At 58.5% G+C, this 22112-nt stretch carries 19 protein-coding genes; 6 read left to right on the top strand and 13 right to left on the bottom strand.

Going from position 1 to position 22112, the window contains the following annotated elements; all coding sequences use genetic code 11:
- Nucleotides 1–46 precede the first annotated feature (46 nt).
- Both CLV83_RS22835 and CLV83_RS01420 read right to left on the bottom strand, forming a co-directional pair.
- Nucleotides 47–1531, bottom strand: a complete 1485-nt coding sequence (locus CLV83_RS22835; protein WP_132286473.1) for a methyl-accepting chemotaxis protein — start codon at nt 1529–1531, stop codon at nt 47–49.
- A 9-nt stretch (nt 1532–1540) separates the two neighbouring features.
- Complete coding sequence (locus CLV83_RS01420; RefSeq protein ID WP_243642254.1) at nt 1541–2110, bottom strand: PAS domain-containing protein; 570 nt, start codon at nt 2108–2110, stop codon at nt 1541–1543.
- 403 nt (nt 2111–2513) lie between these two features.
- Between CLV83_RS01420 and CLV83_RS01415 the strand changes: the two genes are divergently transcribed.
- The 5 genes from CLV83_RS01415 to CLV83_RS01395 all read left to right on the top strand — a co-directional run bounded on the left by CLV83_RS01415 (nt 2514) and on the right by CLV83_RS01395 (nt 8615).
- Nucleotides 2514–3512: a cytochrome-c peroxidase gene (locus CLV83_RS01415; RefSeq protein ID WP_132286470.1), complete on the top strand. Its 999-nt coding sequence runs from the start codon at nt 2514–2516 to the stop codon at nt 3510–3512.
- A 341-nt stretch (nt 3513–3853) separates the two neighbouring features.
- Nucleotides 3854–4711, top strand: a complete 858-nt coding sequence (locus tag CLV83_RS01410; RefSeq protein ID WP_207894666.1) for an MBL fold metallo-hydrolase — start codon at nt 3854–3856, stop codon at nt 4709–4711.
- Between the two features lie 8 nt (nt 4712–4719).
- A complete protein-coding gene (gene sulP / locus CLV83_RS01405) occupies nt 4720–7029 on the top strand; it encodes a sulfate permease (RefSeq protein ID WP_132286467.1) in 2310 nt (769 codons plus the stop codon).
- 217 nt (nt 7030–7246) lie between these two features.
- Complete coding sequence (locus CLV83_RS01400) at nt 7247–7630, top strand: PA2779 family protein (RefSeq protein ID WP_132286464.1); 384 nt, start codon at nt 7247–7249, stop codon at nt 7628–7630.
- The gene (locus CLV83_RS01395; protein WP_132286461.1) at nt 7611–8615 is read left to right on the top strand and encodes a PA2778 family cysteine peptidase; all 1005 of its coding nucleotides are present in this window, start codon (nt 7611–7613) and stop codon (nt 8613–8615) included. The genes CLV83_RS01400 and CLV83_RS01395 overlap by 20 nt, the downstream gene beginning before the upstream one ends.
- A 77-nt stretch (nt 8616–8692) precedes the next feature.
- Here CLV83_RS01395 and CLV83_RS01390 read toward each other — a convergent pair whose 3' ends face one another.
- The 6 genes from CLV83_RS01390 to speB form a co-directional block, all read right to left on the bottom strand.
- Nucleotides 8693–9424 carry a class II aldolase/adducin family protein gene (locus CLV83_RS01390; RefSeq protein ID WP_207894664.1) on the bottom strand — a complete coding sequence of 244 codons (732 nt, stop codon included), beginning with the start codon at nt 9422–9424 and terminating at the stop codon, nt 8693–8695.
- Nucleotides 9421–10956: an amino acid ABC transporter permease/ATP-binding protein gene (locus tag CLV83_RS01385; protein WP_132286458.1), complete on the bottom strand. Its 1536-nt coding sequence runs from the start codon at nt 10954–10956 to the stop codon at nt 9421–9423. The genes CLV83_RS01390 and CLV83_RS01385 overlap by 4 nt, the downstream gene beginning before the upstream one ends.
- Before the next feature lie 34 nt (nt 10957–10990).
- Complete coding sequence (locus CLV83_RS01380; RefSeq protein WP_132286455.1) at nt 10991–11782, bottom strand: ABC transporter substrate-binding protein; 792 nt, start codon at nt 11780–11782, stop codon at nt 10991–10993.
- 68 nt (nt 11783–11850) lie between these two features.
- Entirely contained in the window at nt 11851–12939 is a 1089-nt protein-coding gene (locus CLV83_RS01375; protein WP_132286452.1) for an isopenicillin N synthase family dioxygenase, read from the bottom strand.
- 10 nt (nt 12940–12949) lie between these two features.
- Nucleotides 12950–13795: a sugar phosphate isomerase/epimerase family protein gene (locus CLV83_RS01370; RefSeq protein WP_132286449.1), complete on the bottom strand. Its 846-nt coding sequence runs from the start codon at nt 13793–13795 to the stop codon at nt 12950–12952.
- A gap of 25 nt (nt 13796–13820) precedes the next feature.
- Complete coding sequence (gene speB / locus CLV83_RS01365) at nt 13821–14771, bottom strand: agmatinase (RefSeq protein ID WP_104002869.1); 951 nt, start codon at nt 14769–14771, stop codon at nt 13821–13823.
- Nucleotides 14772–14921: 150 nt separating this feature from the next.
- On the opposite strand from speB, the gene CLV83_RS01360 reads away from it, so the two are divergent.
- On the top strand, nt 14922–15824 hold the full coding sequence (locus CLV83_RS01360) for a LysR family transcriptional regulator (RefSeq protein WP_132286445.1): 903 nt from the start codon (nt 14922–14924) through the stop codon (nt 15822–15824).
- Nucleotides 15825–15837: 13 nt separating this feature from the next.
- Here the strand turns inward: CLV83_RS01360 and CLV83_RS01355 are convergent, their stop codons facing one another.
- The 5 genes from CLV83_RS01355 to acnA all read right to left on the bottom strand — a co-directional run bounded on the left by CLV83_RS01355 (nt 15838) and on the right by acnA (nt 22111).
- Nucleotides 15838–17229 carry an SLC13 family permease gene (locus CLV83_RS01355; RefSeq protein WP_132286442.1) on the bottom strand — a complete coding sequence of 464 codons (1392 nt, stop codon included), beginning with the start codon at nt 17227–17229 and terminating at the stop codon, nt 15838–15840.
- 15 nt (nt 17230–17244) lie between these two features.
- Nucleotides 17245–18165, bottom strand: coding sequence for an alpha/beta fold hydrolase (locus CLV83_RS01350; protein WP_243642253.1), 921 nt, complete (start codon nt 18163–18165; stop codon nt 17245–17247).
- 59 nt (nt 18166–18224) lie between these two features.
- Entirely contained in the window at nt 18225–18806 is a 582-nt protein-coding gene (locus CLV83_RS01345; protein WP_132286439.1) for a histidine phosphatase family protein, read from the bottom strand.
- A gap of 155 nt (nt 18807–18961) precedes the next feature.
- On the bottom strand, nt 18962–19393 hold the full coding sequence (locus CLV83_RS01340; protein WP_132286436.1) for a VOC family protein: 432 nt from the start codon (nt 19391–19393) through the stop codon (nt 18962–18964).
- Between the two features lie 42 nt (nt 19394–19435).
- Nucleotides 19436–22111 (bottom strand): aconitate hydratase AcnA, encoded by a 2676-nt coding sequence (acnA, locus tag CLV83_RS01335; RefSeq protein ID WP_132286433.1) that lies wholly within the window; start codon nt 22109–22111, stop codon nt 19436–19438.
- Nucleotide 22112: the final 1 nt, after the last annotated feature.

The raw sequence follows: 22112 nt of genomic DNA, 5'->3' as shown, positions 1-22112 counted from the left end.
TGGCAGTCTACCCGGCTTTAAAAGAAGCTTTAGTGTAAACCAGGGTTCAGCTGCGGCGCTCTTTCTCTTCCACCATATCGCTGATGCAGCTGATAACGCCCTTGCTGGCCAGTTCCGCATCGCTGACGCAGCCCACCAGATCATTGAGCACGCTGTCGTCCCTCACCCAGTCTTTCTTAACCAGCGTCAGCGCTTCCTGCACGTTGTTATGTACATCGGCATGGTAACCCTCCAGTTTGCGATAGGCCGAGGATGTACCGTAGGCATCCTTACCACCGCCCTGGTAGTACCAATTGCCCAGGCGGCAGGAGAAGTGGTCGACCGCAACGGCATCGGCCTCGCTGCCTTCGCCATTATTCTCCAGCGCGATGTAGCCGTTCTGCATGTAGATCACATGATCGAGCTGCACCAACGAAGCGAACGCGCGTTCCTTGGTTCGCGACATCAGAGTGATGGTCTTCTGCGCTGCCGAAGCCACGCTGTCAAAGTTGGCGTAGAAGTTATCGACCTCGGTACCGATCGCCTTGGTCTGCTCACCCACTGCAAAGGTCTGGGACACCACATCGACAATTTGCTCCTGCAGATCGGTGATAATGGTGCTGATCTCACCAGTGGAGGAACGGGTGCGAGTGGCCAGATTGCGCACCTCATCGGCCACCACCGCAAAGCCGCGACCCACCTCACCGGCCCGTGCTGCTTCGATCGCAGCATTCAGCGCCAGCAGGTTGGTCTGCTCGGCGATCCCGGTGATCAGCTTCACTGTTTCGGCGATGGTTGAGCTCTGGCTCTCCAGACGCTTGGCCGCCTGTTCCACCCTTTCCATGCGGTTGTTGACGTCCTCCACCGCTTTCTTCAGATCCGCCACGGTCGCCTGGCTGGTCTGCGCGCCGTCCCGGCTCTCGGCTGCGATATTGAGCACATCATCCATACGGCTGGATAGCACACCCAGCTCGGTCTGGCTGTTTTTCAGATTGGTCAGCAGGTTGGAAGTGTTCAGGTGATGCAGCTCACTCATCAGGCGGTTCTGGCGGGCGAAGTTGTCCGCATCCTCCATCCCTTTGATCGCCACGTTCACGTTGCTCATCATCTTGCCAAATTCGCCGGGCAGGCCATTGACCAGGCCCTTGCGGTAAAACTCCCGGCGGCTGGATGCCTGAAAGCTGTTGGAGAGCTCCTTGAAATTGGTTTCAACAATGTCGAGAAAATCGTTCAGCGACCAGGCGACCTTGCCGATCTCGCCCAGGCCCTTGGTATGGGTGATGCGCACATGGGTATTGCCCTTGCGCGCCTCATCCAGGGTGTCTTTGATGCGAATCAGCGCAGCGATCGGTTTGCAGTGGTCACGCCAGGAATACCAGGCAAAACCGATCGTCAGCAGCGGAAACGCCAGGTTGATAAAGCTGATGCCGTAGTTGTAGGCATTGACCGCGCTGACGATCACCGTGAACAGCACGAATACGACACAGGTGATCGCGTATTTCTGTTCGATAAACGGGATGGACTGACTGATACCGCTGGTTTTGGTTTTCATCAGCAATCCTTATAGATACTTCTGATAAAGAGAAATAATAAATTCTTCATAGCTGGGGTAGCCCGCTGCCCGGCACTGCTCCATCAGCCAATCCCAGCTTGCCCTGGGGCCTTCTGCTTTACCCTTGGACTTTTCAATCGCCAGCATCTGCCGGTAAAGGCCCATGGCAGCCTCTTTCGCGGCCGCCGGAGCGCAACGTCGCACCGAGTAGAAGCCGATCAGCTTGTTGTCGTGGTAATCGGGCGTGATATTAGCGAAGACCCAGTAGTAGTTATCGTCAGCGGTTCGGTTCTTCACAAAACCGAAAAACTCCCGGCCCGCATTCACCGATTTCCACAGGCCGTAGAAGACACCGCGCGGCATATCCTCGTGGCGGATAATGTTATGAGGCTGGCCCAGCAACGCAGGTTCGGAAAAGTTGGAGACGCGCATGAAAACGCGGTTGGCGTAGGTGATTTTACCCTTGAGGTCGGTTTTGCTGACGATCAGTTCGTCATTATCAAAGGTCACTTCCTGATTGGACGTAGCCACAAACAACATCTCCAAAGACAACAGGCTGCAGTGGGCGCCCGGTTCCATCTGCAAGCCCACCTGAGAAAATACTGATTGTTGAGAGCCGGCAACTCTAACGCTGACAGACAACGCTCGCCTGCCCGATCCCTTCAGAAAAACACACCGGAAACACTGCCCCGCGCAGAGGTTGCGCCTACCCAACTTAGAACCAGGCGGGCGGCAATTCAATAATTAATAGATGTGATTTGTATATTTACAGCTGCAGTTTTGACCAAAAACAAGGTTCAGGGGAGCTGCATATAAAAATTCGCCGTATCAAGGCGCAAATTTGAGGACCTTTTTCCTGCTCCCGGACAGATAAACTCGACTAATTCATCGCCCAGCCTCGTCGCCTGACACATGTCAACGACTTGACCGGTCAGTCAGCCCAGCATGGCCGCTGAATACATAACAAACAAGGATGCCTGTCATGTCGATCAAACGCCGTTTGCTTTATGCCGCGACAGCAATCTCTGTCGGGGCGATCTCCAGCCTCAGCCAGGCGAATGAACCGATTCAACCCATAGAGCCGGTCAAAGAGGTCAATGTCGCCCTGGCCGAACTGGGCAAAAAGCTCTACTTCGATCCCCGCCTGTCCAAATCCGGTTTTATCTCCTGCAACTCCTGCCACAACCTCAGCATGGGCGGTACCGATAACCTGAAAACCTCCATCGGCCATAACTGGCAGCAGGGGCCGATCAACTCACCGACGGTACTCAACTCAAGCCTGAACCTGGCGCAGTTCTGGGATGGCCGCGCGGCGGATCTGAAAGAACAGGCTGGCGGGCCGATCGCCAACCCCGGCGAGATGGCGTTCACTCATACACTGGCGGTGGATCTGCTGAAGTCGATTCCCGGCTACGTGCATGAATTCCGCCTCACCTTCGGCAACGACGAGATCAACATCGACCAGGTCACCGATGCCATCGCCGAATTCGAAAAAACCCTGGTGACACCGGACTCGCCGTTCGACCAGTGGCTTCTTGGGGACGAAGACGCACTGACTGCGGATGAGCTGGCCGGCTATAAACTGTTCAAAGACAGCGGCTGCGTTGCCTGCCACAACGGCGAGGCCGTGGGTGGCAGCTCGTTCCAGAAAATGGGTGTTGTTGAGCCTTACCAGACCAACAACGAGGTAGAGGGCCGGGTCGCCGTCACTGGTGTGGATGCCGACCGCTTCATGTTCAAAGTGCCAACCCTGCGTAACGTGGAACTGACCTATCCGTACTTCCACGACGGTGAAGCCCAGACTCTGACCGAAGCGGTGGATATCATGGGCCGGCTGCAGCTGGGCCGTCAGTTCTCCGATGGCGAGAACGCGCAGATTGTGGCTTTCCTGAAGTCACTAACCGGCGAGCAGCCGAGCTTCCAGCTGCCTATCCTGCCACCCTCCTCCGAGAACACTCCACCGCCGCAACCGTTCGAATAACCTGCAGTACACTTGAAAGAGCCTCCTGCACGGAGGCTTTTTCAGTTCCCGCTGTTTGGAATTCAGCGACAAGAATGCCTCAACACGAAAACGTTAAGAGCCTTCTTTAGACTCCTCGCAAGCGGTAAATAAGGCTGAAAACGGGCTAAGCTTTCCCCACATACGACCCCTCATCGTCGCTCAAAGCTTGTTACACATCGGCTCGACCAGACTCTTATGAACCAACATGCTTGGCCTTTAACCTTATATTCCATTTAATTATTTGCTTATTCTATATAATTATATTCTAATATTTGAACAATCAGATCCCCACCAACACCTCATCAACCGTGGGAGCTTACATGCAGATTATTCCTTTTTTCGACAAGGCCACCTTTACCTTCAGCTACATCGTTATCGATGAAGCGACTCACCACTGCGCCCTTATCGACTCGGTACTGGATTACGACGCCGCATCTGGCCGTACCTCCAGCGCCGGTGCCGACAGCCTGATCAGCTATGTGCGCGAACACCAGCTGACCGTGGAGTGGATTCTGGAAACCCATGTTCACGCCGATCACCTCAGCGCCGCGCCTTATTTGAAACAGGCCCTCGGCGGGAAGCTGGGCATCGGCGAGCAGATACGTACAGTCCAGAACACTTTCGGCAAGCTGTTCAACGCCGGTAGCGAGTTCGCCACCGATGGCAGCCAGTTCGATCATCTTTTCCAGGATGAAGAAAGCTTCAAGGTCGGCACTCTGCGAGCAAGGGCACTGCACACACCGGGACATACCCCGGCGTGTATGACCTACCTGATCGAAGATGCCGGCTTTGTCGGCGATACCCTGTTTATGCCGGATTACGGCACCGCCCGCTGTGACTTCCCCGGTGGTGACGCCCGCACCCTGTTCCGCTCCATCCAGAAACTGCTGGCTCTGCCAGACGAAACCCGGCTGTTCATGTGCCACGACTACAAGGCGGAAGGTCGCGACGAGTATCTCTGCGAGACCACCGTGGGCGAGGAGCGCCAGCGCAATATCCATGTGGGCGAAGGGCATACCGAAGAGAGCTTCGTAAAGATGCGTACCGAGCGCGACGCGACACTGGGTATGCCGACACTGATCCTGCCCTCGGTCCAGATCAACATGCGCGCCGGAGAGCTGCCGCCAGCGGAAGATAACGGCACCCGATATCTGAAGATCCCGCTGAACCAGCTCTGAGGCGAACCATGAGCCGCTTCCCCAAGATCAAAGCCGCAAGCCTTTTGCCCTGCCTGAGCTGGGCGCGCGAATACAATCGCGATATGGCGTTCAAGGATGGCCTCGCCGCCGTCATCGTCACGCTGATGCTGATCCCCCAGAGCCTGGCCTATGCCATGTTGGCCGGACTGCCTCCGGTGATCGGTCTCTACGCCAGCATCCTGCCGCTGATCGCCTATGCGCTGTTCGGCACCAGCCGGGCGCTGGCGGTGGGCCCCGTGGCGGTAGTTTCACTAATGACCGGCGCCATCCTGATGCCGCTGTTCCCTGCGGGCAGCGCGGAGTATGTGCAGGCTGCCATGCTGATGGCGATGCTCTCCGGTCTGATTCTGATCGGCATGTCGCTGCTGCGACTCGGCTTCCTGGTCAACTTTCTCAGCCACCCGGTGGTCTCCGGCTTTGTTACCGCCTCCGGCATTCTGATCACGCTGGGCCAGCTGCGTCATATCCTCGGCATCAAGGCCGGTGGCGATACCGCTTTTGAGCTGCTGACCTCCACGCTGGAGGGGCTGGGCTCCACTAACCTGCCGACCCTGCTGATCGGCCTCGGCAGCATCGCCTTTCTTTACCTGGCGCGCAAACAGGGCAAAAACACCCTGATGGCGATCGGCCTTTCAACCGGCGCCGCCGCCAATCTGAGCCGCGCCGCGCCGGTGCTGGCGCTGGTCGTCACCGCGGCACTGGTGGCCTGGCTGAACCTGGCAGAAGCAGGCGTTCCCGTGGTTGGCCAGGTACCAACCGGGCTCCCCTCGCTGCAGTTGCCGACCTTCGATCTGGCATTGATCTACCAGCTACTGCCCGGTGCCGTGCTGATCAGCCTGGTGGGCTTTATGGAATCGGTCTCCGTGGCGCAGACCTTTGCCGCGCGGCGGCGCCAGCGCATCCACCCCAACCAGGAACTCAGCGCCCTGGGCAGCGCCAATATCGCCTCGGCGATCAGCGGCGGCATGCCGGTGACCGGCGGTTTCTCCCGCTCCGTGGTCAGCTTTGAAGCCGGTGCCCAGACACCGCTGGCCGGTGCCCTTTCAGCCCTGGGAATTGGGGTGACGGTGATGTTCTTCACCCCGCTGTTTGAAAGCCTGCCCCGCGCCGTACTGGCGGCCACCATCATCGTTGCCGTGCTGACCCTGGTGGATCTGCGCGCCATCACCCGTACCTGGAAGTACTCACGACAGGACGGTATCGCCCTGTTGGCCACGCTGATCGGCGTACTGATCGTCGGTGTGGAAACCGGCATTATGCTCGGACTCGCGCTGTCTCTGGTGCTTTTTCTCTGGCGCACCAGCAAACCGCATATGGCGGTGGTGGGCCAGTTACCTGGCAGCCAGCACTTTCGTAATGAGGAGCGCTTTCACGTGGTGCAAAGCCCCCACGTACTGACGGTACGGGTGGATGAAAGCCTCTATTTTCCCAACGCCCGCTATCTGGAAGACCGCATCGCGGCGTTGGTGGAATCCCATCCGGGTATCGATTCCCTGGTACTGATGTGCCCTGGCGTGAACCTGATCGATGCCAGCGCCCTGGAAAGCCTTGAAGCGATCAATGAGCGCCTTGGCATCGCCGGGATCACCCTGCACCTGTCGGAGGTAAAAGGCCCGGTGATGGACCAGTTGCGCAACAGCCACCTGCTGCAACAGCTGACCGGCAACGTGTACCTGAGCCAGTACGAGGCGATGGCAACCCTGGACCCGGAAACAACACAACGCACGCTGGCAGCCAAAGCGGAAGCCTGCGCGAAACCAGTTGCGCAACAGCCACCTGCTGCAACAGCTGACCGGCAACGTGTACCTGAGCCAGTACGAGGCGATGGCAACCCTGGACCCGGAAACAACACAACGCACGCTGGCAGCCAAAGCGGAAGCCTGCGCGAAAAAACAGCCAATGGAGGTACAGCAATCATGAAAACGGCCATGGACCTTGTCGGCGCTGCCAAGGCGCAGATTCAGGAGATCGACGCAGATGCCGCCGAGATACAGATAAAATCCGCCGATGTGATTATCGATGTGCGTGAGCCCGATGAATTTTCAGCCGGCCATCTTCCTGGCGCGATCAATATTCCGCGCGGTCTGCTCGAATTCAAATTGAGCGGCGATGAGGCGCTGTCGACCCGGGATCTGAATATCCTGCTCTACTGCAAAACCAGTGGCCGGGCGGCACTGGCTGCGCTGGCGATGAAAGAGATGGGCTACCTGCATGTCAGCTCGATTATCGGCGGCTTCGACGCCTGGCAGAGCGCCGGAAAAACAGTGGTCAAACCCCAGCTGCCGGACTTCAACTGAACGGCTGCCGATAGCACCAAAGAACTGCGGGGTCCGTCAGCGGGTTGCCGCAGTTTCACTTCCTGTCTTTAATCCCCGTCACTCCCACCCAGCCCAAAAGCGACGCTATTCGTTCGCGCTAAATTAGGCGTAAAAATGAACTTTCGCTAATACTGGTTATCGGACAAAACGTTCCATTTAACCAACAAGGCCCGATGAGCAGGGCCTGGGAGAGACCATGACAAACCAACCGACACGTAGCCGTTTTCTTGCCTGGATTCTCATGGCGTTGTTCACCTTCGCCGGCGTTCAGGTACCCGCCTCAGCCGCCATCGTGACCACAGATCAGATCTCCGCTGACTCCCACCTGGAGGATCGCCGCTCCGAAATTCAGCAGATGCTGATGCGTGACGACGTCAAGCAGCAGCTGGTGGACCTGGGCGTGGATGTAAACCAGGTACAGGACCGTGTCGATAGCATGACCGCCAGTGAACTGGCCCAGCTTGACGGTAAGATGGATGATCTTCCCGCCGGCGGTATTCTCGGTGCCGTTCTGGCCGTTATCCTGATTCTTGTTCTTCTGGATCTGCTCGGCGCCACCGATGTATTCCCCAATATCTAAGCGCTCAGCCGCGCCCGGGCAATCGCCCGGGCGCTCTCGTTTCCGCTCCATCTTCGCCCTGTGCGCCACCCTGCTCATTCTCGGTGGCTGCAGCGCCACACCCCAGACCAACGCCCTGCTGAGCAGCCCACTGCCAGAGCAGGAGCCGCTGAGTGCGGAGTTGACCGAGGTTCCCTTCTACCCGCAGGAGCAGTACCAGTGCGGCCCCGCTGCCCTGGCAACACTGCTGGAGTACAGCGGTCAGCAGGTGACACCGGACGAACTGGTACCCAAGGTCTATGTGCCGGAGCGCGAGGGTAGCTTTCAGGTCGAGATGCTCGGCGCCACACGCCAGTATCAGCGTATCGCCTACCCCATAGAGCCACAGCTGGAAGCACTGATCAGCGCCATCGATGCCGGTTATCCGGTACTTGTACTGCAAAACCTGGCGATGGAGTGGTACCCGCGCTGGCACTACGCAGTGGCGATCGGCTATGACCTGGAGGATGAAACCATCATCCTGCGCACCGGCGTCACCGAACGTTATGCAGCCGATATGAAGGTGTTCGAGCGCACCTGGCAGCGCGGCGACTACTGGGCCATGGTGGCGGTTAAACCCGGTGATATGCCGCCGGATGCGGATGCCCGGGACTATTTCCAGGCAGTTGCCGCCTTTGAGCGCCCAGCGCCAGAGACTGAGGCCAGAACCGCCTGGCAAACCGGCCTGCAATACTGGCCAGAAGATCGCTCCCTGCTGATGGGGTATGGCAACCACCTGTATAACGCGGGTCTGCCGGCCCAGGCCGGGGAGCAGTATCTGAGGGTGACCGAGCTATACGCTGACTATGCGCCGGCATTCAATAACCTGGCGCAGACGCTGATCGATACCGGCAAGCCCAACGAAGCGTTGGTCTATGCCCGCAGGGCGGTATCGCTCGGTAATGACCAGCAGGCGCAGGTATATCGTCAGACGCTGGAGCAGGCTGAAGACGCACTGGCGGATTAAGTCTCAGCAAAGCATTTCGCGCATAAAAAAGCCTGGGATACGCCCAGGCTTTTTCGTTGCTATGCAATTTCCGCTACTCAGTCCTTATAAGAAGGATCGAGACGATCCAGCTTACGCAGCCAGGCCTGCCACACCATCTGGCGCTCGGATTCGGTCGCCTTGAACTGGCCGCAGACGTACTGCGCCAGCGACTCGGGAATCTCCGAGACCGGTGTCAGCGCCGCCATCTGCGCGGCCGCCAGCTGGATCTCGCACGCCTTGTTCAGGTAATACATCACCTGGAACGCATCCGCGATGGTTTCACCGACACTAAGCAGCCCGTGGCTCTGCAGAATCAGCGCGATGTTGTCGCCCAGTGACCGCTGGATCCGCTCCCGCTCCTCCAGGTTGAACGCCACCCCCTCGTAGGGATGATAGCCGACCCGGTTATGGAACTCGGCACTGATCTGGTTCAGTGTCAGCAGCCCCTTGTCACAGGCCGCCACCGCCATGCCCGGCAGGGTATGGGTGTGGATGACACAGTGTGCATCTTCACGCGCCATATGCACAGCGCTGTGGATGGTGAAGCCGGCCGGGTTGTATTTGGCGTCGCCATCGACCACCTTGCCGTTTACATCGACCACGATAAGATCGCTGGCGCGGATCTCATCGAACATATAACCGAACGGGTTGATCAGGAAGCGTGGTTCACCTTCACCCGGCAAACGCACGGAAAAGTGAGTGTAGATTGTGTCTTCCCAGCCCAGCATCGCTGCCAGGCGGTATGAAGCAGCCAGATCGCGTCGTAGTTCCGCTTCTGTTGCCATCATGCTGTTGCCTCCGCTTTACCCATAAACTCTCTTGCACGCAGCAGATTCGGTGTGCTGCTATCCGCGTTGATGATTTGCGTCGGTGACGCATCCGCCTGGATCACGCCATGCTCCATCATCACCACACGATCGGAGACGTTCAGTGCAAAGTCCATCTCATGGGTCACGATGATCAGCGTCATCCCCTCTTTCGCCAGATCCTGGATCACCTTGAGCACTTCGCCCACCATCTCCGGATCCAGCGCCGAGGTCGGCTCATCGAAGAGGATGATATCAGGAGAGAGCGCAAGGGTGCGGGCGATCGCCACACGCTGCTGCTGACCGCCGGAAAGCTGATGCGGGTATTTATCCGCATGCATCAGCAGCCCGACCCGATCCAGCAGATGCAGCGCCTGCTTGCGACCCACCTCTGTATCGGCCGATTTACCGTGGTAGCGCGGCGCCATCATGATATTTTCCAGCGCGGTTTTGTGCGGGAACAGGTTGAAGCTCTGAAACACCATGCCGATGCGCAGCATACCGGCACGGACTCGATTTCGATCCGGCGTAGCGCCACCCTTGATGAAATCCTCTCCGAACAGCACGATCTCGCCGCCGTTGAGCTCTTCCAGCATGTTCACGGTGCGGATCAGGGTAGTTTTACCCGAGCCCGACGGCCCAATCACGCTGATCACCTCACCGATGCCCACGTTCATATCAACGCTTTTGAGTACCTGGTGCTCACCGTAGGATTTCTGAATGCCGCGCAGCTGCAGCGCCTTGGGCGCACCATGGGACGGCGCCGGCTGGCGGGTCGGTAACGGCTGCGCCTCTTTACGCAAACGTTCGCACTCGGCATCGCTGAGCGTACCGGGGCGGCGTGAAGGCACATCGAGCTTTCTCTCGGCCCACTGCAGCACCGAGCCAAACACGGTCACGATCATCACGTAGTACACCGCCACTGCCAGCAGGGTCTCCAGCACCAGGAAGTTCTGGGCATAGAGGCGCTGGCCGGTCTGTAGCAGCTCCGGCAGGGAGATCGCCGATACCAGCGAGCTCAGCTTGATGATGGTGACATATTCATTGATCAGCGACGGCATGGAGATACGGATCGCCTGGGGGATCACGATCATCCGCTGCACGCCGAGGAATCCGATATTCAGGGCATGGCCCGCTTCGCGCTGGCCCTTGGCCACCGACAGCAGGCCGCTGCGATGAATCTCTGCCATGTAGGCCGCTTCAGTCACTACCAGACTCACCAGGCCGGCGATAAACGGCACGCCGAGGAATGAGCCGGTGGAAGGAAACAGCTGCGGCAGGTTGAATACAAAGACCAGTACCACCAGCAGGGGTACGCTGCGGAAGAACCACACGTACACCTTGGCAGGTATATTCAGCCAACGATGGCTGGACATTTTTGCAGAAGCTACGAGGAAGCCCAGAGCGAGTCCAATTCCCCACGACAGCGTACTGAGAACCACCACCGTGACACACGCTTTCCAAAACGCGGCCAGGGTGAACAACGAGAAGAAATATTCCCAATCCAGGCTCATTTTTCGCTCCTGTTTTTTACATTAACTGCCGTTCTTATTCGACCGGCGTCAGCTCGTACTTCTCGATCAGAGCAGCGTAAGAACCGTCAGCCTTGATCTCTTCCAGCGCCTTTTCCAGCGCCTCTTTCATTTCGGTGTTGCCCTGTTTCACGTACATACCCAAGGTCTGCGGATACACCAGTTCCGGAGAGCTGATCTCGAGACGACCACGGGTACGCTCAACAAACATCTTGGCAGCGCCGGCAATCTCCAGCTGCGCTTCCACATTGCGGGACATCAGCGCCTGGGAAACTTCAGGAGCGGTGGGGAATTCCTGAATTTCTACCGGCTCTTTGCCGTTGGCTTCGCAGTAATCAGTAGACAGGCTCTGCAACTGGCTGACCCAGGCGGTACCCTGCTGCAAACCAACGTTAACGCCACACAGATCTTCAGCGGTCTGAGGTTTAACCTCGCTGTCCTTCATCACCAGGATGGAGGCGCCGGTCAGGCCGTAAGGAATCGCATCGGCCTTTTTCAGGCGCTCTTCGGTGATGTACATACCGGAGATAACGGCATCAAACTTGTTGGCGCCCAGGCCCAGGATCAGGCCGGTGAACTTGGTGTCGTGGAAGCTGGCGGTGGCTCCCATTTTCTCTGCCAGCAGAGCGGAAATTTCCGGGTCAAAACCGACCACTTTGTCACCGTCGTAAGATTCGAACGGCGGATAGCTGATCTCCATACCCACTTTCAGATCACCCTCTGTCATCAGGGGTGCTGCACTGACAGCCTGGCTCAGGATGCCCGCAGACAGTACGGAAAGCCCGGTTTTTACAAGCGCTTTGGTCATCTTCACGGTCAATCTCCTCAAAGGGATTATCAGTTATTTGGTTTGTTCTAGCTTTCGTTTAGCCGGTTTCATTGAGTGGTTTTCATATGGCCGAAGGTCTTCACCGCGGTGGCCCGCTCCGGCATCGACAGTTCGCCCTTGGCGACCTTGTCGCGCAGGTAGCTGTAGGTCTGCAGAGCCTGGCTGTACATATGCTCGCCAATGCTCAGCTCCCGGTATTCTCCGGCCCCTTCACTGAACTGCGGTAGCGGCTTGATCAGGGTGTGGTAGTCGCAGGCGAAGAACAGCGGGAAGGAGTAACGTTCCTCGGCCACCTTGCGCACCCGGTGAGAGGTAGCTATGAACTGGCCGGCGGTGAGTACTTCCAGCATATCGCCGATATTGATCACCAATGCTTCCTCCTCTCCCTTTTCCCCTTTAACAGTCAGCGGCGGAGCATCGATCCATTCGCCATCCTCGTTCATCACCTCAAGCCCAGCCTTGTCGGACAGCAGCATGGTGAAGCACTCGTAATCGGTATGGGCGCCAATACCCGGGCGGTCTTCAGCGTCGGCATCATAGGGATAATGGATCAGGCGCAATTTTGAGGGCGGGCAGGTTACCAGAGATTCGAAATAATCCTCAGATAAATCCAGCGCCAGCGCGAATCCGGAGAACAGCTTGCGGCCCAGGGCGAAAACGGTTTCGTAGTAATCCAGCACCCAGGCGCGGAAGTTCTCATCCACCGGCCACTCGTTCTCACCGATCAGCGGGGTTTTCGCCAGCACCAGCGGATGATCGGCCGGCGCCGGGAAGCCCACGTCATAAGCTTCCTTGCGGTCCGGCTTGCCGGTGCCGTAGATCTCTTCACCCTCCGGCACGAAGCCCTTGTGGCTTTTGGAAGCACCGATGTAGTAATCCATCTTGGTATCGATCGACTGGGCGAAGAACCACTTGGCCGCTTCACGCAGCTTGGCGATCTTCTGCTTGGGAATGCCGTGACCGGTCACATAGAGGAAACCCACCTCACGGGCTGCCTTGCCCATCTCTGCGGCAACCTGTTTGCGATCGTCCAGGTTATCGCTGAACAGACCTGATACGTTCACCAGCGGAATCGACTGAAAAGCGCTGGTTTCCTGACCTTTTGCTTCAGTGACGCTGCTTGTCTGACTGCTCATTATCTACTTCCTAAACAGACTGGATGAATTGGTTGAAATGACGGCGCTCTTCGATCGCCATGCGCTCGTTCAGCGACCAGAGATCGGCCACCGGCACGTTGGTAAACGGCAGGTGATGCAGGTAACCGTCAGGGCCAAACTCGGTGGTCAGCGTGCTGCGCTCATAGCCTTTCTCGATATGCTTGCGCCACACCGCTTCCCAGATCGACTGGTGAAATTCGAGCTGGCTCCGGTACTCCGGTGCATCCGGGTGCGGTACCTGCGGCCCCTGGTCATAACCGACACGGGCCTGAACGTGGTGAACCCGGTCGATAAAGGCGCTGAGGTCATCCTTGGAATGGTTCAGCAAACGCTCGCAGACCAGCACCCAGTGGCTGATATCGGTGGTGAACTGCAGCTGCGGCAGCTGACGGATCAGATCCAGCGTCACCCAGGGGCTGTACAGCGACGTGCCGCGATGGGTTTCAAAGCTGCAGAGGATGCCGTGCTTGTCGGCCAGCTCCTGCGCCCTGCCAAAAAACTCCACCTGCTCCGACATCGCCCAGCGGTCATTACCCGGCAACACGTTGATAAAGCGCGGCGACAGCTCGCCCGCCGCATCGAGTAGCCGGTCCATACGCGCCAGATGATCGGCGCTGGTCTCGAACTGGTCCGGGATTACATCGCCGCCAGTGAACAGGATGGCGATATGCTCCATGCCGGTATTATCCAGTGCCTGACGAAACGCTTTACGCTCTTCAGAGGTCGCCGCTATGCGGGCCTCGACACCGGTAAAACCAACGCTTTTCAGCTGTTCGGCATAGCTTTCCAGCGGCGCCGTCACCCCCCAGAGGGTGCGAAAAATATCCAGTTCCATGCGGTACTCCTCAATCCGTCCCGGCTTAGCGGTAGTTCACGCCCGGCAAGACACACAGCATTTCGTAAAGCAGGTTGGCCGCCAGCTGCGAGGTGTTACCGCTGATGTCATAAGCCGGTGCCACTTCAACCAGGTCGGCACCGATCAGGTTCAGGCCCTTGCAGCCACGTACGATCTCCAGCCCCTGGATCGAAGTCAGGCCACCCACTTCCGGCGTGCCGGTACCCGGCGCCCAGGCGGGGTCGATACCGTCGATATCGAAGGAGAGATAGACAGGGCCATCGCCGATCTGCTCGCGAACTTCCGCCATCAGCGGTTCCAGCGACTTGTGCCAGCACTGCTCGGCGGTCACCAGGCGGAATCCCTGGCGCTCGCCCCACTTGAAGTCATCGGCAGAATACCCCTGGGCGCGCTGACCGATCTGTACAACACGGTTCAGGTCCAGCAGCCCCTCTTCCACTGCGCGGCGGAAGGTGGTGCCGTGGGCGATTTTCTCACCGAACATGTTGTCGTTGGTGTCGGTGTGGGCGTCCACATGGATCAGGCCCACCGGGCCGTGTTTCTTGGCGATGGCGCGCAGAATCGGCAGGGTCAGGGTATGATCACCGCCCAGCGTCAGCGGGATCAGCGGGTAATCGTTCAGACGGGTGTAGTAGTCTTCGATGATGTCGACCGACTTCAGCAGACTGTAGGTGTTGATCGGTACATCGCCGATATCGGCCACGGACAGGGCATCGAAAGGCGCAGCGCCGGTCGCCATGTTGTACGGACGGATCATCACCGACTCGGCACGTATCTGGCGCGGTCCGTAACGGGTTCCTGCACGCTGGGAGGTACCCACATCCAACGGGATACCAACGAATGCTGCATCCAGTCCCTCAAGCTCCTCCACAAACGGCAGTCGCATCATCGTCGCGCGGCCGCCGAAGCGGGGCATGTCGTTTCCACTCTGCGGCTGATGAAGTTGCTTTTCCATAACTCTTAACCCTCTGTTTCCAGGTCCTGCCTGAGGCCCAAATGAATGAATCTAGATCCATCTTAGGAACGGCAACTTGACGGTTAAATAGCAAATCAAAAATAATCAGTTCACAAATTACTGAAGTAAAAAACGGGATAGAAATCGCGCATGAGACCGGACAAGCGTCTTAACATCAGGCTGCTGGAAGTATTTGTAACCGTGGTCCAGCACCAGGGCTACTCAGGGGCTCAGCAGGAGCTGAAGCTCACCGCTTCCGCGATCAGCAACTACATGAGCGAACTGGAGAGCCACCTTGGTTTCGTGCTCTGCCAGCGCGGCCGTTCCGGCTTTTCGCTAACCGAGAAGGGACAGCAGTTTCTGCATCAGTCGGTGAAACTGCTCGACGAGTACGAATCAATGGAGCGCCAGGCGGAAGCGCTGAAAGGCGATAAGGGTGGGACTTTCACCCTGGCGGTACTGGATGCCACGGTGATGGACGAAGCGCTTTCACTGCCGGAGATTCTGCGCCAGTTCAACGACCGCTTTCCGGCGGTGCATTTCAATCTGCAGATCCGCAGCCCCTACGAACAGGTACAGGGAATTCTGAACAATCAGCTGGACCTGGCGATCGGTAACTACCCCTCGAGCACCAATAACGTGATCGAGGAGAAGCTTTACCGCGAGCAGCACTGGCTCTACTGCAGTGACCTGCATCCGCTGTTTACCCAGCGCCGCATCCCGCCGGAAACCATCACCCAGTATGGTTTGGTCACCCGCAGCTACTGGAACATGGCGGACCTGCGCAAGCGCGGCTTCGGCCACAGTACCGCCACCGTGGAGAGCATGGAGGCACAGCTGGCACTGATCCTGTCCGGCCGCTTTGTCGGCTATCTGCCGGAGCACTACGCCCAGCCATTTGTGAAACAGGGTCGGCTAAGGCCGCTGGTACCCGCCGAATTCGGCTACCAGGCGCCCTTCTCGATGATCTGCCGCCGCGGCCGCAGCCGCGAGCCGTTTATCCGCACCCTGCGCGAACTGCTGATCGCACAGACCTCGCGCAAAGCGAAATAAGCCGGTTAGGCGTCTAGCCGATCTCGCCGATCAATAGCCACCAGAGGTAATCCAGCGGCAGCAGCACAAACAGGGTGATCAGGGTCAGCGGCACGGTAATCTTCAGCAGATGCCCCAGCGGCTCCTTGGCCAGCTGCATCGACACCAACAGCGGGCCGGATTGATAGGGGAAAAGCACGGTGGAGAAACCCAGCACCTGGGTCATCACCACCGCTTCGGTACTCCAGCCGGTCTGCGCCGCCAGCTCCGACGCCACCGGCGTTAATACCACGGGTACGCCGGGCAGCGTTGCCACCAGGCTGACCACAAAGGACATCAGGCTCAGAGACATATAGTTCAGGAAGTCGGCCCCCTGCTGCAGCGGCAGCAGCTGTTCCAGCCAGACCGCCAGCAGATCGCCGAGGCCGGTGCTGGCCACCAGTTGTCCCAGACCGAGAATACCGGTGATAAACAGCAGCAGGGTGAAGTCCACACCCTCGGAAAGCTGCTTGCCGCCCACCAGCCCTATACCCGGTAAAAGCAGGATGCAGGCCGCCGCCAACCCCACCCAGGCGGGACTGATACCGTGCAGGCTGTCGGTCATCCAGAACCCCAGTGCCAACGCCAGTACCACCAGCAGGCGCAACTGGCCCTGCCCTGCATCGCTTGCTGTCTCAGCAGGCCCCACCGCCGCCTCCGCATCGGATTGCTCGCGGAAAAACCAGACAATCAATCCGCCGATCACCAGGGCTTTAAGCACACCAAGCACGGGAAAATGCAGCAGCAGGTAGTGGGTGTAGCTAAAGGTCATATCCAGCACGGTCTCGGCGGAGCCGATCATCACCATATTGGGGATATTGGCGGGGAGAATGGCAAAGGTAGGCATATGGCAACCAAAAGCCACCGCCAGCACCACACCGGTACGACCGCGGGAGCCAGACATAAAGCCGCAGCGATCGGCGATCGCCAGTCCGATAGGAATCATCATCACCGCTCGGCCCATGGAGGACGGCATCAGAAAGCCCAGCAGCGTGCAGGCCGCTATGAGACCAAACACCAGCCGCGCGTAGCTGCCATCGAGGTGATGGCCGAGCAACCCGGCGATACGTGCACCGAGTCCTGTTGATTTGATAGCAAGCCCGATCACCATGCCGGAGAAGATCAGCCAGAGCGCACCGGAAGAGAAGCCGGAGAACACCTCGTCCGGCGGTGCGATGCCACTGAGCAGCGCTGCCAGAAAGAACAGCAGCGCGGTCATATAACCAGGCAGCGCGTTGGTGACCAGCAGCCCAAGAGTAAGGATAACAATCGCAAGACTGCGCCCCTGCAGCGGTGTCAAAGGCGCGATCGGCGCGATAGCGACCCAGAGAGCCAGGGGCAGCAACAGCAGCATGATCAGATTGGCCGGGCGGCGAATCCACGACATCGATAACATTCCTTATTATTGTTTGGCGTTATTCTCGACCTGGCAGAACGTCTTCAGCGCCGCGGCCAGCTCATCCGGCTGTTCTTCCGGCAGGAAGTGCCCACATTCAAGCGGATATCCGCTGACATCCCTGGCGTAATTCCGCCAGACAGACAACAGATCATAGGTGCGATGTACAAAGCCCCTGGCGCCCCAGAGCACCAGCAGTGGACAGTCGACAGATCGTCCGCGATCGGCGCGGTCGTGCTCCAGGTCGATGCCGGCGGCGGCGCGGTAATCCTCGCAGGAGCCGTGAATCGCCTTTGGATTACGGAAACAGCGAAGATACTCGGCTCTGGCCGCGGGCGCAAAGTCAGCGCCTGGCGCCGCCCAGCGTTTCAGTTTTTCATTGAGGTAGTAATCCGGGTCCTGGCCGATCAGATGCTCGGGCAAACCATCCGGCTGAATCAGGAAAAACCAGTGGTAGTAACCGGTGGCAAACGCCTGATCGGTGTGGTCGAACATATGCAGCGTCGGCGCGATATCCATGACGCAGGCACGCTCAACCCGTTCGGGATAATCCAGCGCCAGCCGGTGAGTGACCCGGGCACCACGATCATGGCCGCCCACCGCGAAGCGCTGATAGCCGAAATGGTCCATCACGGCGATCATATCCGCAGCCATTTCTCGCTTGGAGTAGTTACTGTGATCGGGCAGCCCTGCGGGCTTGGCGCTATCGCCGTAGCCCCTCAGGTCCGGACAGATAAGGTGAAAATGATCCGCCAGCAGTGGAGCGATGCGGTGCCAGATAACGTGGGTCTGCGGGTAACCGTGAATCAGCAACAGCGGCGGGCCGCTACCGCCGTGAACCAGATTGATACTCACATCGCCCCGACTGACCTCGGCGCAGGTAAAACGGCTATCGAACAGAGGGGCTGACATCCTTTCTTCCAACATGCTGAGCTCCGCTTTAGTTGGCGCCTGATCCGCTTATGCCAGCTGCTGGACTGAGGCTATCAGCGGGTCTGCTCCCGGGCGATCACCACCGGCTTCCCCTCCTCCATGCGGATCAGGATCATCTCGCCGGAAGAGGGATAGATATCCAGCAGAGCGGTGATATTGACCTGATGCGTGATCAGCACCGCGGGTTGGTCGGCACCCCGCTCTAGCAGCCAGTTTTTCAGTTCCCTGGTCTGATCAACCCCCGCCGACGCATTATGAAAGAAGGAGTTTAGCAGAGGCTGGGGTTGAACCTCGACGATTCCTAAAAGCTTCGCGGTATCCATGCAGCGGCACCACTGGCTGGAATAGACTTCGGCCTCACCAAAGCCCAGTTGCTGCAGCCGCTGGCCAATCGTGCGAGCCTGATCGCGCCCCTCCTCATTCAGATTTCGCTGGGTGGAACAGTCGCCCAACTGAAAGTTGGCAGGATCACCGACACCCGGCGCCAGCGCGTGGCGGATAACGATGATGCCACCACCCTCTTGAACCGCCTCTGACAGGGTCTGGGCGCTCAGCCCCAAGGGCACGAAAGCAGCGGCTAGTGTCAGTGTGATTAGAGCAAGGCGATGACGGAAGCAGGCAATAAGGCGAGTCATGATCGGTCCCCGTTTGCTGAGAGCTTTGAGTACCCAGCTGATAGTACACAGCAGCTAGTACCTAGCTGATACGCCAGCAAAGGGAAGATGGTTTGCTCTCCCCCTCTTCTGCAGCCGCAGAATGCGGGCGCAGTGCAAAACGCTGCATCAGGATTTTAATCGAGAACCAGCGCCCCATTGGCATCGAACTGCCAGAATTCCGCCCAGGCCACTTCCCACAAATAACCGTCAGGATCGGCGAAGTAACCGCTGTATCCACCCCAAAATGCGTCCTGGGCAGGTTTAACGATCGCGCCACCGGCGGCTTCCGCCCGCTGGAGTATCTCGTCCACCTCTGTCTTTTCACGAGTGTTATGCGCCAGGGTGATACCGGGGAAACCTCGATCCCGGCCGATCAGTCGCGAGCCTGCATCCTCGGCCAGTTTTTCGCGGGGATAGAGCGCCAGCCGGGTGCCGGCGGTGCTGAAAAAGACGATATCCTGCCCCTCGGTGCGGTGGGCGGGGAAGCCGAGTCCTTCGGCATAGAAACGGTAGGCACGCTCGAGGTCATCGACCCCAAGCGTGATAAGACTGATACGAGGTTCCATCTATACCTCCTTGCCCCGCACCAGTCTGCAACGGCAGCGGGGTCAGGCTGATTCGGCGAGACGATCCAGCACGAAGTTGAGTACGCCGCCCGCCTGGTAGTATTTCACTTCAACCAGCGTATCCAGACGTGATTGCAGCTCGATTTCACGCTCACTGCCATCAGCATAGTGGATGATCGCCTTGAACAGCTGCTTGGGCTTGAGTTCGCCCTCCAGGCCGAGAATATCGATCTCCTCATCGCCGGTCAGTCCCAGCGAATTGCGGTCGTCATCACCAGTAAACTGCAGCGGCAGCACACCCATACCCACCAGGTTGGAGCGGTGAATACGCTCAAAGCTTTCCACGATCACCGCCTTCACACCCAGCAGCAGCGTACCCTTGGCGGCCCAGTCACGGCTTGAGCCGGTACCGTACTCCTTACCGCCGACAATCACGCTGGGCGTGTTCTCCGCCTGGTACTCCATCGCCACGTCATAAATAAACTTGGCCTCTTTCTCACCACGCTTGCGGGTATAGCCCCCTTCTATTTCCGGCACCATCTCGTTACGGATACGGATATTACCGAAGGTGCCGCGCATCATGATCTCGTGGTTACCACGACGGGAACCGTAGGAGTTGAAGTCCTTATCCTGCACACCATGCTCACGCAGGAACTGCGCCGCCGGGCTGTCTTTCGGAATGGAGCCCGCCGGTGAAATATGGTCGGTGGTCACCGAGTCTCCCAACAGCGCCAGGATAGAAGCACCCTTGATATCGCCTACCTTGCCAGCGTACTCCGGCTCGAAGAACGGCGGTTCCTGAATGTAGGTGGATTCGCGCGGGAACTCGTAGGTCGCACCCTTCACGCTTTCGATCAGGCGCCAGTTTTCATCGCCGTCAAACACAGAGGCGTACTCCTTGCGGAACATCTCGTTGTCGATGGTCTGCACCAGGGAGTCGATCTCAGCGTTGCTCGGCCAGATATCCTTCAGGTAGACCGGCTCACCATCGGAACCTGTGCCCAGCGGCTCACTGGCCAGGTCGATGCGGGTAGTGCCGGCCAGACCGTAAGCCACCACCAGCGGCGGTGACGCCAGCCAGTTGGTACGGACCAGCGGATGGATGCGGCCCTCGAAGTTACGGTTACCGGAGAGCACCGAGGAAACAATCAGGTCGTTTTCACTGATCGCCTGTTCCACCTCGTCCGGCAGCGGACCGGAGTTACCAATACAGGTGGTACAGCCATAACCCACCAGGTTAAAGCCCAGCTCATCCAGGTCTTTCTGCAGGCCGGCCTTTTCCAGATATTCGGTGACCACACGGGAGCCCGGCGCCAGCGAGGTTTTCACCCAGGGCTTCACCTTGAGGCCCTTCTCCACCGCTTTGCGTGCGACCAGACCGGCCCCCAGCATCACCGCCGGGTTGGAGGTGTTGGTGCAGGAGGTGATCGCCGCGATCACCACATCACCGTGATGCATGGGCTCATCGGAGCCTTTCAGCGCAACGCCTGTGTCGATCTGATCTTTTTTGCCGGCCAGCTCGATAAAGGAGTCGATCGATTCCTTCAGATTCTTGACCGGTACCCGGTCCTGCGGGCGTTTCGGGCCTGCCAGGTTGGGTTCAACGGTGGAGATATCCAGCGACAGCGTGGCAGCAAAATCAGGCGTCTGGTAGTTCTCGTCGCGCCACATGCCCTGCGCCTTGCAGTAGGCTTCAACCAGCGCCAGTTGCTGCTCGTCACGACCACTGAGGCGCAGGTAATTGATAGTCTGGCTATCGATGGGGAAGAAGCCGCAGGTGGCACCATATTCCGGCGCCATGTTGGCGATGGTGGCGCGGTCCGCAATCGGCAGATGCGCGAGGCCGTCGCCGTAGAATTCTACAAACTTGCCGACCACGCCGTGTTCACGCAGCATCTCGACCACACGCAGCACCAGGTCGGTGGCGGTGATCCCCTCCTGGAGTTCGCCGGTCAGCTCAAAACCGACCACGTCCGGCACCAGCATGGAGATCGGCTGACCCAGCATCGCGGCTTCCGCTTCGATCCCGCCGACACCCCAACCCAGCACGCCCAGAGCATTGATCATGGTGGTATGGCTGTCGGTACCGACCAGGGTATCGGGGTACGCCAGCTGCTGACCACCAGCTTCCTCGGTCCAGACCGATTTGGCCAGATACTCCAGGTTGACCTGGTGACAGATACCGGTGCCCGGCGGCACCACGCTGAAGTTATTGAACGCGCCCTGCCCCCACTTCAGGAACTGGTAACGCTCCAGGTTGCGACCCATCTCGATCGCCACGTTATCCTTGAATGAGGATGAGTCGCCAAACTTGTCGATGGTGACCGAGTGGTCGATCACCAGATCAACGGGCGATAGCGGGTTGATCTTTTGAGGGTCGGCGCCGCGCTTTACCAACGCGTTACGCATGGCAGCCAGGTCGACCACACCGGGTACGCCAGTGAAGTCTTGCATCAATACCCTGGCCGGGTGATAGGCAAATTCATGATCCGCCGCTTTACCCCGGCTTTTCGCCAGGGCAACGATATCTTCACGACTGCAGGTCTCGCCATCCTCGTGGCGCAGCAGGTTTTCCAACAGCACTTTGACCGATACAGGCAGGCGCGCAGCCCCGGCCATCTCACCCAACTCGCCGCCGTTCAGGGCGTAGTAGGTGTAGGTTTGACCGTTAACTTCCAGGTTGCTTTGAGTTTTGAACGAATCTTTCGATCGCAACATC

The sequence above is a fragment of the Marinobacterium mangrovicola genome, from assembly GCF_004339595.1.
GTDB classification, from domain to species: domain Bacteria; phylum Pseudomonadota; class Gammaproteobacteria; order Pseudomonadales; family Balneatricaceae; genus Marinobacterium_D; species Marinobacterium_D mangrovicola.
Note: the sequence above shows the minus strand (reverse complement) of the source record. Positions and strands in the feature narration are given on the sequence as shown.